This is a genomic window from Bordetella avium, assembly GCF_034424645.1.
Lineage (GTDB): Bacteria > Pseudomonadota > Gammaproteobacteria > Burkholderiales > Burkholderiaceae_B > Bordetella > Bordetella avium.
Window position 1 is genome coordinate 2,923,088 of sequence record NZ_CP139969.1, and the last position, 13,392, is coordinate 2,936,479.

Annotated in this window: 15 protein-coding genes; 5 read left to right on the forward strand and 10 right to left on the reverse strand. The window is 62.0% G+C overall.

Annotation, left to right across the window (positions count from 1 at the left end; all coding sequences use genetic code 11):
* Positions 1-73: 73 nt before the first annotated feature.
* Complete coding sequence (locus U0029_RS13515; RefSeq protein ID WP_236824210.1) at positions 74-655, forward strand: SAM-dependent methyltransferase; 582 nt, start codon at positions 74-76, stop codon at positions 653-655.
* On the forward strand, positions 652-951 hold the full coding sequence (locus U0029_RS13520; protein ID WP_236824209.1) for a hypothetical protein: 300 nt from the start codon (positions 652-654) through the stop codon (positions 949-951). The genes U0029_RS13515 and U0029_RS13520 overlap by 4 nt, the downstream gene beginning before the upstream one ends.
* Positions 952-1,027: 76 nt before the next feature.
* On the opposite strand, the gene cyoD is transcribed toward U0029_RS13520, so the two are convergent.
* The 6 genes from cyoD to U0029_RS13550 all read right to left on the reverse strand — a co-directional run bounded on the left by cyoD (position 1,028) and on the right by U0029_RS13550 (position 6,997).
* A complete protein-coding gene (gene cyoD, locus U0029_RS13525; RefSeq protein WP_012416481.1) occupies positions 1,028-1,369 on the reverse strand; it encodes a cytochrome o ubiquinol oxidase subunit IV in 342 nt (113 codons plus the stop codon).
* Complete coding sequence (cyoC, locus tag U0029_RS13530; protein WP_012416480.1) at positions 1,369-1,983, reverse strand: cytochrome o ubiquinol oxidase subunit III; 615 nt, start codon at positions 1,981-1,983, stop codon at positions 1,369-1,371. Before cyoC ends, cyoD begins: the two co-directional genes overlap by 1 nt.
* A gap of 6 nt (positions 1,984-1,989) precedes the next feature.
* Positions 1,990-3,966, reverse strand: a complete 1,977-nt coding sequence (gene cyoB, locus U0029_RS13535; RefSeq protein ID WP_039052112.1) for a cytochrome o ubiquinol oxidase subunit I — start codon at positions 3,964-3,966, stop codon at positions 1,990-1,992.
* Between the two features lie 3 nt (positions 3,967-3,969).
* Positions 3,970-4,878 carry a ubiquinol oxidase subunit II gene (gene cyoA / locus U0029_RS13540; protein ID WP_114852400.1) on the reverse strand — a complete coding sequence of 303 codons (909 nt, stop codon included), beginning with the start codon at positions 4,876-4,878 and terminating at the stop codon, positions 3,970-3,972.
* A gap of 269 nt (positions 4,879-5,147) precedes the next feature.
* Positions 5,148-5,705: a response regulator transcription factor gene (locus tag U0029_RS13545; protein WP_012416477.1), complete on the reverse strand. Its 558-nt coding sequence runs from the start codon at positions 5,703-5,705 to the stop codon at positions 5,148-5,150.
* 92 nt (positions 5,706-5,797) lie between these two features.
* Entirely contained in the window at positions 5,798-6,997 is a 1,200-nt protein-coding gene (locus U0029_RS13550) for an ATP-binding protein (RefSeq protein WP_012416476.1), read from the reverse strand.
* A 203-nt stretch (positions 6,998-7,200) separates the two neighbouring features.
* On the opposite strand from U0029_RS13550, the gene U0029_RS13555 reads away from it, so the two are divergent.
* Entirely contained in the window at positions 7,201-7,797 is a 597-nt protein-coding gene (locus U0029_RS13555) for a DUF2325 domain-containing protein (protein WP_039052110.1), read from the forward strand.
* A 158-nt stretch (positions 7,798-7,955) separates the two neighbouring features.
* Here the strand turns inward: U0029_RS13555 and U0029_RS13560 are convergent, their stop codons facing one another.
* Positions 7,956-8,171 (reverse strand): hypothetical protein, encoded by a 216-nt coding sequence (locus tag U0029_RS13560; RefSeq protein WP_012416474.1) that lies wholly within the window; start codon positions 8,169-8,171, stop codon positions 7,956-7,958.
* Between the two features lie 223 nt (positions 8,172-8,394).
* Here U0029_RS13560 and U0029_RS13565 point away from each other — a divergent pair, with 223 nt between their 5' ends.
* Both U0029_RS13565 and U0029_RS13570 read left to right on the forward strand, forming a co-directional pair.
* A complete protein-coding gene (locus tag U0029_RS13565; RefSeq protein WP_012416473.1) occupies positions 8,395-8,946 on the forward strand; it encodes a Dps family protein in 552 nt (183 codons plus the stop codon).
* 188 nt (positions 8,947-9,134) lie between these two features.
* Positions 9,135-9,575, forward strand: a complete 441-nt coding sequence (locus U0029_RS13570) for a GNAT family N-acetyltransferase (RefSeq protein ID WP_012416472.1) — start codon at positions 9,135-9,137, stop codon at positions 9,573-9,575.
* Here U0029_RS13570 and U0029_RS13575 read toward each other — a convergent pair.
* The 3 genes from U0029_RS13575 to U0029_RS13585 are packed head-to-tail and all read right to left on the reverse strand — an operon-like array spanning position 9,572 to position 13,288.
* Entirely contained in the window at positions 9,572-9,970 is a 399-nt protein-coding gene (locus U0029_RS13575) for a hypothetical protein (protein WP_012416471.1), read from the reverse strand. The genes U0029_RS13570 and U0029_RS13575 overlap by 4 nt on opposite strands.
* A gap of 7 nt (positions 9,971-9,977) precedes the next feature.
* Complete coding sequence (locus tag U0029_RS13580; RefSeq protein WP_169507456.1) at positions 9,978-11,774, reverse strand: gamma-glutamyltransferase family protein; 1,797 nt, start codon at positions 11,772-11,774, stop codon at positions 9,978-9,980.
* A 14-nt stretch (positions 11,775-11,788) separates the two neighbouring features.
* On the reverse strand, positions 11,789-13,288 hold the full coding sequence (locus tag U0029_RS13585; protein WP_012416469.1) for an ABC transporter substrate-binding protein: 1,500 nt from the start codon (positions 13,286-13,288) through the stop codon (positions 11,789-11,791).
* Positions 13,289-13,392: the final 104 nt, after the last annotated feature.

Genomic DNA, 13,392 nt, shown 5'->3' on the forward strand with positions numbered 1-13,392 from the left:
GACCGCACGTCCTAGTTCACCCTGGACGCAAGCAGTATCGTCGGCCTCCCTTCTCTACCGGCAGCCCAAGCCCATGAACGACCGCAATCTCAGCCACGGCCACACCCAGCCCTGCGTGGACCTTCGCAGCCGCATCGAACAGCTGGGCGATCTGCCCGGCTGGCCGGTCGAACGTCAGCTCGAACTGCTAGATACCGTCGCAGGCAGCGAACTGGGCGCCTTCGTGATGGCGCATGGCGGGCTGGATGCCCACTGGACCGACGTGGTGGTCACGCATCAATCCGGTAGCGCTCGCAATCACGCTGACATCCTGCTGCTCGAGCGGCTGCCCGCCACGCTGGCGACCCGCCATCGCTATGGAATTTTTCGACAGCTTTTGCAAGCGGCCTTGCGCCCCCGGATGACGCTGCTCAGCATTCCCTGCGGCACCCTGACCGATCTGCTCAGCCTGGACTACCGCAACGCACCCGAGGTGCATCTCATCGGCGTCGATATCGACGCCCAGGCGCTCGCCACCGCCCGCTCGCGCGCCTTGCAACAAGGGCTTCCCGTCGATCTGCGCCAACAAGATGCCTGGCAAGGCGACATCGCCGCCGAAGCTGACATCGTCGTCAGCCACGGCCTGTCATCTACGAACCTAACACCGAGCGCGTGACGCAGCTCTATCGACGTTGCGCTGCCGAGCTCAAATCGGGCGGCCTCTTTCTGACCAGCTTCATGACGCCGCCCCCCAGCCTGAATCCGGCCTCGCCCTGGCGCCTGGACCGCCTGAATGCCGACGACCTGATGTTGCAGCAGGTGCTGTTCACACGGCTGGCCGCACCGCGTTGGACCGGCTTGCGCACCCACGGCGAAACCCGCGCGCTGCTCGAAGAAGCCGGCTTTCACGACATCGTCTTCCACGATGATCCGGCCTGCCTGTTCCCGACAGTGACGGCCCGGCGGCCCTAGAGTGTGCAAGCCCTCATCGGCCCACAAAACAACAACGGCGCCCAAGGGCGCCGTTGTTGTTTACAGCAATGCCGTATCAGGGCATGGGATGCAACATGTTGGCATTCATGTTGTGCAGCACCCAGATCGAACCACCCACAATGATGGCGATGATCATGACCGTAAACAGGAAAGCCGACAGGTTGTCCTGCTCGCTCTTGGCGGTGCCCATGTGCATGAAGAACACCAGTTGCACCAACAACTGAACCACGCACAGCACCAGGATTCCGCCCAGCACGAGCGGACGCGAGAAGGTGCCATTCATGACCAGCCAGAAAGAACCCAAGGTCAAGATGATGGAGAGAATGAAGCCAATGATGTACGACTTCAGGCTGCCGTGACCGCCATCGGCGTGGGCGGCGTCGTGATGAGCAGACATCAGATGGCTCCCATGAGATAAACAAAGGTGAAGACGCAGATCCAGACGATGTCCAGGAAGTGCCAGAACAGGCTCAGGCAAGCCAGACGGCGCTTATTGGTGGCATCCAGACCATGGCGGCACACCATGATGATCATGATGATGATCCACAGCAGACCGGCGGTGACGTGCAGACCGTGGGTGCCGACCAGGAAGAAGAAGGACGACAGATAGGCGCTGCGGTCCGGGCCCGCACCTTGATGGATCAGGTGCTGGAACTCATAGAGTTCCATGGCGATAAAGCCTGCGCCCAGAATAAAGGTGATGACCAGCCACGCGATGACCTTGTTGGTCTTGCCGGCATACATATTCAACATGGCCACGCCGAACGTGAAGCTGGAGATCAGCAGCAGCATGGTTTCGACCAGAACAAAGTTCAGGTCGAAGAGATCGCGGCCGGTCGGGCCGCCAGCCGTCGCGCCGGACAGCACGGCGAAGGTGGCGAAGAGCACCGAGAAGATGAGCAAATCGCTCATCAGATAGACCCAGAAACCGAAAACGGTTTTGGACCCATCGTCGTGGTGCTCATGCCCGTGGTGGGCATCTTGAGAGTGAGAGGCTACAGCGTGCGTCATAGTGGATCAGATCGCCTTTTGCAGTTTGGCGTAGTATTCATTCTCGATTCGCTCGACTTCGGCCGCAGGCACGTAGTAGTCGATATCGCGATCGAAGGCGCGGACGATGAAGGAACCGATCATGCCGACCAGACCCACGATGGCCAGCCACCAAATGTGCCAGATGAGGCCGAAGGACATGATCAGGCCAAAGGCGCCGATATAGATGCCTGCGGCGGTATTGCGCGGCATGTGGATGTCTTCGTAGGTCTTGGGCTGCTTGAAGGCAACACCGCGCTCCTTATCTTCCCAGTGCTGGTCGAGCGAATCGACGTGGGGCACGTGAGCGAAGTTATAGAACGGCGGAGGCGAAGAAGTCGCCCACTCCAGGGTACGGCCATTCCAGGGGTCGCCCGTCAGATCCTGGTTGTTCTTGCGATCGACGATAGACATCACCACCTGTTGCAACAAGAACCAGATGCCCAGGGCGATGAAGAAGGCGCCGATCAGGGCAACGATCAGGTAAGGCTGCCACTCCGGGTTGTCGTAGTGGTTCAGACGGCGGGTCATGCCCTTGAAGCCCAGGATGTACAGGGGCATAAAGGCCAGGTAGAAACCGATGAACCAGCACCAGAAGGAGTAACGGCCCAGACGCTCATTCAGCTTGAAGCCGAAAGCCTTGGGGAACCAGTAGGTCATCGCCGCGATACAACCGAAGACCACGCCGCCGATGATGACGTTGTGGAAGTGCGCGATGAGGAACAGGCTGTTGTGCAGCACGAAAGACACGGCCGGAATCGCCATCAGCACGCCGGTCATGCCGCCGATCACAAAGGTGACCATGAAGCCGACCGTCCAGAGCACCGGGGTGGTGAACACGACGCGGCCCTTGTACATCGTGAACAACCAGTTGAACACCTTCACCCCGGTCGGGATGGAGATAATCATGGTGGCGATGCCGAAGAAGGCGTTGACGTTGGCCCCCGCGCCCATCGTGAAGAAGTGGTGCAGCCAGACCAGGAAGGACAGCACGCCGATCGCAGCCGTGGCGTAGACCATGGACTTGTAGCCAAACAACGGCTTGCGCGAGTAGGTCGCGATGATTTCCGAGAACGCGCCAAAGCAAGGCAGGATCAGGATGTAGACCTCGGGGTGGCCCCAGATCCAGATCAGGTTCACGTACATCATGGCGTTACCGCCACCGTCGTTCGTGAAGAAGTGCGTGCCCATGTAGCGATCGGCGGTCAACAGGGCCAGCGTGGCGGCCAACACCGGGAAGGCGGCCACGATCAGGATGTTGGTCACCAGAGCAGTCCAGGTGAACACGGGCATCTTCATCAGGGTCATGCCCGGCGCACGCATCTTCAGGATGGTGACGATGAAGTTGATGCCGCTAAGTGTCGTACCCAGCCCTGATATCTGCAGTGCCCAGATATAGTAGTCCACCCCCACGCTCGGGCTGTATTCCAGCCCGGACAGCGGCGGATAGGCCAGCCAGCCGGTCGCAGCGAATTCGCCCACGAACAGCGACATCATGATCAGCGCCACGCCGGCCGAGAACAGCCAGAAGCTCAGCGAGTTCAGGAAGGGGTAGGCCACGTCGCGCGCGCCGATTTGCAGCGGCACGATCAGGTTCATCAGGCCCGTGATGAAGGGCATCGCCATGAAGAAAATCATGATGACGCCGTGGGCGGTGAAGATCTGATCGTAGTGGTGCGGCGGCAGGAAGCCAGGGTTATCGCCCGATGCGACGGCCAGTTGGGTGCGCATCATGATGGCGTCGGCAAAACCGCGCAGCAGCATGACCAGGGCGACGATGATGTACATCACGCCAATGCGCTTGTGATCCACGGTGGTAAGCCACTCGGTCCACAGATACTTCCATTTGCCGAAGTAGGTGATCGCGCCTAGGAGCGCGAGGCCTCCCAGGGCGACAGCGGCCAGCGTAACCATGACGATAGGTTCATGGTACGGAATGGCCTCCAGGGTGAGTTTTCCGAACATCAATTACTCCGCAACAGCGATCAGATTATTCGTGGCGGGCGTGCACGTCGCAGGGTCGACACCGGCCATCTTGCTCATTTGGTTATGCACAATGAAGTCGAACATGCCCGTCGGAACTTCGGAGTACATCGTCACCGGATTGTTTTCGCTCGGCTTGGTCAGCGCCTCATAGACCGCCGGGGTGAGCGGATTATTCGAGGCGCGCGCCTTGGCGATCCAGTCGTCAAAGCCCTGCTGCGTCATGGCCAGCGCACGGAAGCGCATGCCAGAGAACCCGCTGCCGCTGTAGTTCGCGGAAATGCCGGCGTAATCGCCCACTTCAAACGCGTTCAGGTGCAGCTTGGTTTCCATGCCGGACATCGAGTAGATCTGACTGCCCAGCTGGGGAATGAAGAAGGAGTTCATCACCGACTGCGAGGTGATGCGGAAGTTGACCGGGGTATTTACCGGGAAGGCGATCTGGTTCACCGTGGCGATGTCGTAATCGGGGTAGATGAACAGCCACTTCCAGTCCAGCGACACCACTTCGATGGTCACCGGCTTGACGTCGGATTGCAGCGGCCGGTAAGGGTCCAGCGCGTGCGAGGACTTCCAGGTCAGCACGGCCAGGATGGCGATGATGATGCAGGGAATGGTCCAGACCACGACTTCGATCCGGGTCGAGTGCGACCACTTGGGAAGGTATTCGGCTTCCGTATTGGAGGCGCGGTACTTCCAGGCGAAGTAGAGCGTCATGAAAATGACGGGCACCACGATCAACAGCATCAAGCCGAGAGCGGTGAGGAGCAGGGTTTTTTCCTGGGCGCCGATGTCTCCCTTGGGAGAGAGAATTTCCATCGAACAGCCGCCTAGCAGCATGACAGCGCCGACAGCTAGCGCGCGCGCGAGAGTCGCAAGGTGGGGGTGTTTCACGTACAGCCTTGGGATGGATGGAGAAAGGGTTCGCTGCCCTGCGGGTCCGTTCACACTGAGGGGAACTTCTCACAGAACCATTGATCAAGGGCTAGACTGTAGCCAGTGCTGCCGCCGAGGGGGTGCGACAAAATGACGCACCCCGGAAAAGTCCCAGGCGGTAATACGACCCCAAACGCTTGTCAGCAGGGTAATAATAGGCACCCAGACGGAATGACGAGCTGCGACAATATGACGCAGATGTTTCTGCGGGCATTGGCGTGAAAACGCTACTCGAGGACGGGATCGCGCTCGGGGCCGGGTTTTTTCATCAGCTTGCGCTGCAGCGAGCGGCGATGCATGCCCAGCAAACGCGCCGCGGCCGACACATTGCCGCCCGTCTCGTGCAGGGCCTGCTGGATGTGCTCCCATTCCAGGCGGTGCAGCGGCGTCATGGTGTCTTCGATCGCCACGCTTTCCGCTTTCATGAGACCCAGCGTTCTCAATATCATGGGGGCGGTCGCCGGTTTAGGCAAGTAGTCATCGGCGCCCCGCTTGATAGCCTCGACGGCCGTGGCGACGCTGGCATAGCCGGTGACCAGCAAAATGCGCATATCTTCGCGTAGAGCCCGTAAGGGCCGAATCAGGGTCAGACCCGAATCTTCTCCTAGGCGCAGGTCCACCAAGGCGAAAGCCGGCCGAATGGTTTCGGCCAGGCGCAAGGCTTCGGCGATATTGCAGGCGATATGCGTCTCCAGCCCACGCCGCGCCAGGCTGCGCTGCAGAGTCCGCACATAAAGCTCGTCGTCGTCGATCAGCAGACCGACCGGGGAATGGGATTCCGTCATAGTAGTAATAGTACGCAAGCTGGCGCGATATCGTGGCGCCGGCAGCCAGAAACCACCGAAGTACTGTATTTATCCGCCGATGCGGGCGCCTGCTAGGCCTGGGATGAACCGCCCAGGGGCAAATGGAAACTGGTGCGGGAGCCCCCGCCTTCTGCTGCGGAAATCGTCATTTCGCCCCCTAATTGTTCTACAGTGGCGTGGGATAACGCCAATCCGACCCCCAATCCGCCCGGCTTATTGCTATTGAACAGGGCGGGCAAGAGGGTGTGGTTCGGGTCAAACCCCCGCCCATGATCCCGCACTTCGCCGCGCAAGGCCCCGTTCCGGTATTCGAGATGCAAGTCTACCCGGGGATCGCCGGCCTCTTCACCGGCATCGGCCGCATTGTTCAACAGCGCCTGCAACAGGTGAGCAATGGCCGGTTCGACGCGCAGGGATTCCGGCAGACTTCCCGTGCGGCGCAGATCGATGGTCGGACGCACCAGCCGCCATTGCCCCACCACTCTGACCAGATCCACCTCGGTGGGCACGGCCAGATTACGGATACGCTCGCGGCACAGGGCCAGCAACTCGCGCAGGGTATCGACATCGGCGCGAACCCCCTCGTCACTGACCTCATCGCGCACCTCATCGGCCAGCAGGGTCATGGTGGCCAGTGGCGTATTGAGCTCATGCGCCATGGCGGCCGCATGGGTGGCGAGCGCCACAATACCCTCGTTGCGCGTGAAGCGCTCGCGCAGCAGTGCCAACTCGCGAGCGCGGGCCCGCATGTCGGCGGACAGCCGGATCGAGAAATACAGCACCACGCCCGCCGAGATCAGAAAGTTGGCGCCCAGTCCCCAGAGCAGCAGCACATAAGATTCGTCGCTGCTGAGCAGCGGCCGGCCCAGCACGGCCGCTGCGGTATACCCCGCCAGACAGGCCAGTGCGGCGGCAAAAGCCCAGCCCCGCGGCAAGGCGAAAGCCGCCAGGGCAATCGGCACCAGGAACATCGTGCCGAAGGGATTGGTAATACCGCCGCTCCAACCCACCATCCAGGCCAGCACCACCATGTCCACCATCAGATGGGCGAAGGCCGTGGCATAGGAAACATCGCGCGCGCCGCGCAGCCGCAGGCTGGCGTAGAGGTTGAAGGCCATCAGGGTGCCGACGCCGGCCCACAGGGGGCCAAGCGGCAAGGGCAGGTCCAACAGACCATTGGCGATCAGCACCGTAACAGCCTGCCCGCCGATGGCGAACCAGCGCAGGCTGCACAAGGTGCGCAAAAAGGAGATGGCGGTACTACCAGGCATAAATAAAGCGCGCCGCGAAAAACGGAGTTCGCCGCAACCTGCCAACCAGGCTGCGATCAGGACGTCAGCCCGGATTGTAGGGCAGACGGCCTACATCCTTGCCAGATGTTCTGATACCTTACTCGCCCATAAACGATAATGATTATTAATTATAATGATGCGTTTTGCGGGCTTGGGCCCGCGTCCGTTTCTCTGGAGGCCGCATGTCCACGCTTTCCGACACCGAACAACTGCGCTCGGAGCACGCCGCCCTTCTCCAGGCCTATGGCCGCATTCAGGCGGATTGCTCTCTACGCCTGAGGCGCCAGGCCGAGCAGATCGCCTCGCTGGAACACGCCCTGTTCCAGACACGCATCGCGGTCGTGCTGCGCGACACCCGCATGGCCTGGGCCGATGAGGAATGCCAGGCGCTGCGCAACGACGCCGGACTGCCGCGCCGCAAAACGCTGGCCCGGCAGGTCGAAAACCTGATCGAACGGGTCCGCTCGCTGACCCGCCAGCGACAGGGCGGCCGCGCCGTGCTCTGCGTGGGCGGAGATGGCAACACCGAAGGTCTGGCCCGGCAGTTGGTGGAAAGCACTGGCGGGCGCTTTCTGAAACATGAAGGCGAAGACGATGCCCTGGAGGCCAGTCTGCGTGCTGCCGACCTGGTCATCTGCCAGACCGGCTGCATCAGCCACGACGCTTATTGGCTGGTGCGCGATCATTGCAAGCGCACTGGCAAGCAGTGCGTGCTGGTCGATAGCCCGCAGGCGCTCGCCGTGATTCGCCCGCCCGAGCGGCATCGGCCCAAGCCCTGAGCGCGTAGCTCCCTGAGCGCCTGCCGGCGCGCTCACCCTGCACGACGCGATACGGGATCAAGGCTGGCCGGCCGACACCGCTCGGCGAAGCAAACCGGCGCCGCCGGCACAGGATGCGCCGGCCTTAGATGGCGGCGCAGTCCGCCGCCTGAGCGACCTCAAGCAAAACGAGGCGCTTCGTCGAACTCTTCAGACAGGCGGGCCAAGGCGGCCTTGAGTGCAAGATCCTGCGTGGGATAAGGCGCGCCCGGCACCTCCATCGGCGGGAAACCAAAGACCTTCACGCGCGGCACATAGCCGGCCTCTTCTTCGGCAAGCTCGACGTCGAAATTGCGATCGCCCACCCAACCATTACGTGCGATTTTCCATTCCATGCTGATGACTCCGTGGAAGGCGGCAACCTAGGCCGCATAGAGATTGCCGTTGATGTGTGTCGTCATTCGACGCTAATCATCCTCGCCCATCCCTGTGCTCAATGCAAGTCGGCTATGTGAAGTTGGCAAAGCCTGCCCCTGGGGTTTACGCTATTAGGGAGGCTGGCGCGCAACAAGGCGCCGGAACTGAGTCGGTCTTAATCCCCTAAAAGGAGTGACTTGCATGGCCAAGAAGCTGGATACGAAACAGAAAGCCGTGGCGACCGAACGCCGCAAACGCCCTATTGCAACCCCGACTGATCTGGCGCAAGACGCCACCCGCGACATCTCCGCCGCGCTCAACCAATTGCTCGCCGATGTTTTCGCCCTGTATCTGAAGACGAAGAATTTCCATTGGCATGTGAGCGGCCCGCACTTTCGCGACTATCACCTCTTGCTGGACGAACAGGGCGACGAACTGTTCGCCATGACCGATCCCTTGGCCGAGCGCGTGCGCAAAATCGGCGGCACCACGCTGCGCTCCATCGGCCACATCGCCCGCTCGCAACGCGTGCTGGACAACGATGCCGATTACGTTGAACCGCTGGACATGCTGGCCGAGCTGCGCGAGGACAACAAAGCGCTAGCCGCCGCTTTGCGCGAAGCGCACAACATTACCGACGAACATCACGACATCGCCAGCTCCAGCCTGCTGGAAAACTGGATCGACGAAACGGAACGCCGCACCTGGTTCCTGTTCGAAGCCAGCCGCGAGGCCGGCAGCGCGGGGCACTGATCCGGGCGCAACTTCTGACGCGACCCGTGCTCAGGAGTGTGCATAGGCGCCAGGCCCGTCGCGGCCTGGCGACAACAGGCGCGCGGCCCTATTGCCGCGCGCCTTTGAGATCGGGCTGGCCATGGCGCCGGGGCTGTGGCAGATTCTCTGGAGCCCGCCCGACAAAAGCCCGCCATGGGAAACCCGCCATGCTGCTGCATACCCCGCTTGCCCAAGAAGCCGATTTCGACGCGCTCGCCGAGTTGCGGCGGGCCGCCATGCGCCCCAGCCTGGAGGCATTGGGCCGCTATGACCCGGCGCGCTCGCGCGAACGGCTGCGCGCCAGTTTCGACCCGGCGCTTACGCGCCACATCGAGGCAGACGGCGAGCGGGTGGGGTTCTTTATTCTGGATGACCGCCAGCCTGTTTGGCGGCTTGCGCATTTTTATCTGCATCCCGATCACAGCGGACGGGGTATTGGCTCAGCAGTGCTTGCGCAACTCCGCAGCCGCGCACGCGCCCTGGGCGCCAGCATCGAACTGACCGCGCTCAGGGGCAGCCGCTCGAATGCCTTCTATCTGGCGCAGGGTTTCGAGAAGGTGGGCGAATCCGAGTGGGACGTCGCTTACCGGTACACGGGCGGCGCTTAACCGAGGCGCCGCTTTTTGGGACGGGGCGCTACGCCGATGCGCGCATCACGCGCCCGCGCCAGGCTGACGATGGCGGCGGCCAGCGCTTCAAAATCTTCGTGGCTCTGCGGCAGATACAGCCATTTTCTTAACTCAGGATGCGGATGCAGGCCAGGAAACGCCGCCATCAGCGAGGGATGATGTTCCTGCGAAGTGCAGACCAGCAGACCGTCAAAGCTGCCGCCACGATCTGCGGCCAACAGATGCAGGCGTTCATCCAGGTAGGCGGCTTCGCAGCCAAACATCTTGCGCCGCGCATAAGCCGGCTCGCGCTCCAGCGCCTCGAACACCCATGCCAGCGTATTCACGCGCACCGGTGTTCGCTTGGGCGGCGGATCAAAGAGCGAACCGGCCATGGCGGCGTTAGCGGCCGATAGCGTAGGCCTGCATAAGGCGCGGCGTCGCCGCGGCATGCAAGAGGCCATCCTCATCGAGTGCGGCGGCGGTTACACGGCCAACACTCCAGGCAGGGGCTTGCTCGATCTGGTGGCCGCGCGCGCGCAGATCCTCGATCACCTCGGGACCAAAGCTGGCCTCGACAGCCAAATGCCCGGGCTTGCGGTCACGCGGGTAGAAAGAGGTCGGGAAATGCTGGGTGTGCGACATGGGCTGGTCGATGGCCTCTTGCAGATTGAGCCCATGATGCACATGACGCAGGAACACCAACATCTGCCATTGCTCCTGCTGGTCTCCGCCCGGCGTGCCGAACACCATATAGGGTTTGCCGCTGCGCAGGGCCAGCGACGGCGTAAGCGTGGTGCGCGGGCGCTTGCCCGGCGCCAACGTGCATGGCAGATCCGGTTCCAGCCAGAACATCTGAGCGCGGGTATTCAGGCCGAAGCCCAGCTCGGGAATAATGGGCGAGGACTGGAACCAGCCTCCCGAAGGCGTGGCCGACACCATATTGCCCCAACGATCGATCACATCGACGTGGGTGGTATCGCCTCGTTTAACTGATGCCCGCATGTCGGCAAGCGTGGGTTCGTTGCCGCCCGCACCGACCGGCGTGACCTTGGACAGACGCGACAGCGTATCCATCACGCGGGCCAACTGGGCCTCGAAGCCCGGCACCTGACCCGGCCGCAACTCATGCGAGGCGGCTTCGCCGATCAGGGCCCGGCGCGCATCGTTATACGCATCCGACAACAGGATATCGAGCGGCACCTCGGTAAAGCTGGGATCGCCGTAATACACCTCGCGGTCGGCGAAAGCCAGCTTCATGGCCTCGGTCACGTGGTGAATGAAGGCCGCACTGTTGGCGCCCATGGCGCCCAGATCTGCGCCCTTGAGCAGGGCCAGCGTTTGCAAGAATACCGGCCCCTGGCTCCAGGCGCCGGCTTTGGCGACAGTGTAGTCGCCGTAATCGTAGGTCAGCGGCGCTTCGTAGCTGGCTGACCAGCCCGCCATATCGCTGGCGCGCAGCACGCCGCGCTGCGGCCGGCCGCTTTCATCCATGACTTCGTTCTGGACGAAACGGTCAATGGCATCGGCGATAAAGCCGCGATAAAAGGCATCGCGAGCGGCGTCGATTTGGCGTTCGCGATCGGCGCCCACCGCCTCGGCGGCTTCGAGCACCCGGCGCCAGGTGCGCGCCAGCGCCGGATTGCGGAACAGCTTTCCGGCGCGAGGCACCTGCCCGCCGGGCAGGTAGACCTCGGCCGTACTGGGCCAGTGTTGCTCGAAGAAGTCTTTCAAGCCGGCAATCGTATTGCTGATGCGAGGCATCAGCGCATGGCCGGATTCGGCATAAAAAATCGCCGGTTCAAGAACATCGCGCACGCGCATCGACCCGTAATCGCGCAGCAGCAGCATCCAGGCGTCGAAAGCGCCCGGAATCACGGCAGGCAGCAAACCGTTGCCAGGAATCAGATCCAGGCCCAGGCCACGATAGTGCTCCAGCGTGGCGCCAGCCGGTGTGCAGCCCTGGCCGCACAGCACTTCGGTCTTGCCGGTGCGGGCCGAGTGGAAGATTACCGGCACCTCGCCAGCCGGGCCGACCAGATGCGGTTCAACCACTTGCAGCACGAAACCGGCCGCCACTGCCGCATCGAAGGCGTTACCGCCCCGCTCCAGCAGACTCATGCCGCTGGCGCTGGCCAGCCAGTGCGTGGACGTCACCACGCCAAAGCTGCCCAGAATCTCCGGACGGGTCGTGAACATGCGCGTATCCATGATTACTTCTTGGTCAGCTTGACGTCCTTCAGGCGGATCAGGCCATCAGGATAGGGCACGAAACCTTCGACCTTCTTCTGCGTACCGAACACCCACGGCAGGTAGTACAGATAGATCTGGGGACGCTCAACGGTCATCTTTTGCAGCACCTTGCTGTAGAGCTCGCGGCGCTTGCCCTCGTCGGAGATAGCGCGGGCTTCTTCAAGCCACTTGTCGATCTCGGCGTCGCAGAAACGGCCATCGTTCAGATTGCCCTTGCAGCTCACATACTGATGGATATTGCCGCTAGGATCGACACGGCCCGACCAGCCGGTTTGACCCACCTGGAAATCACCACGCGACAACGCGGATTGCATGGCGGCGAACTCCAAAGGGCGCAGCGAGATATCAAAACCCGCTTCGGCGCCCATGGCCTGGATCAGCTCCATGACCTGTTGCATGGTGGTGTTGTTGCCGTAGGTCAGCTCGAACTTGACGCGGTCATAGCCTGCTTCTTTGAGCAGCGCCTTCGCCTTCTTCGGGTCGCGGCCCTTGTGTTCGACGGCCGTATCGTAGGCGAAGCTGGCCGGCGAGAACGGCTGGTGGGCGGGCTGGAACATGCCCTGCCCCACGACCTGATTGATCACGTCGCGGTCAATGGCCAGATCCAGCGCTTGACGCACGCGGGCGTCTTTGAACGGCGCGCTAACGCGGTCGCCGTTGGCGATGTTCACCGCGATGGCCTGAAAACCCAGGCCCGTGACCGGAGCCAGGGCCAGCTTGGAATCGCTCTTGACCGCATCGGCGTCGGTCGGCGCGATACGTTCGACAATGTCCAGGCCGCCGGAGCGCAGATTGTTCAGGCGCACGGTGGAGTCCGGAATCGGCGTGAACACCAACTGGTCAAAGTGGTAGTGGCCGGCATCCCAGTATTGCGGAAATTTTTCCAGCACGATGCGGTCGTTTTGCACGCGCTCTTTGAAACGGTAAGGCCCGGAGCACACCGGCTTGCTGCCGGGGTCCTTGTCGAAGGTGGCCGGCGAAATCATCATGCCGGCGCGGTCGGAAAGCTGCGACAGCAACGAGGCGTCGGCCTGTTTCAGGTGTAGCACGACGGTCTGGGCATCGGGCGCTTCAACGCTGGCGACGGAGGAGAGCTCGCTCTTGCGGTTGCTGTCGGGCAGCGTCATGGCGCGCTCGAGGTTGGCCTTGACCGAAGCGGCATCGATGGGGTTGCCGTCATGATAGACCGCGCCCTTGCGCAACTTGAAAGTCAGGGCTTTGCCGTCCTCAGAGGTAGACCAGGATTCGGCCAGTTGCGGCACGAACTTCAGATCGGGTGTGATATCCACCAGACGGTCACACAGCGAAGCGAACACCAGGCGGCCCACGAAAGTGCGCGCGCGCGCGGGGTCCAGCACATCAGGATCATCTTGCAGACCAATGCGCAAAGTGGTTTGCGCCGACACGGCGGCGCTGGCGACCAGGCCAGCGATGGCCAGGGCAACTCGAAGTTTAGACATGGCAATACTCCCCCTAGAGTGAACTAGTCCGGCATTCTACTCCGACGCAAACAGGCAAACGCCGGGCTAGCCCGGCGTTTGCTGTCATGCATGAGGCTGCCTGG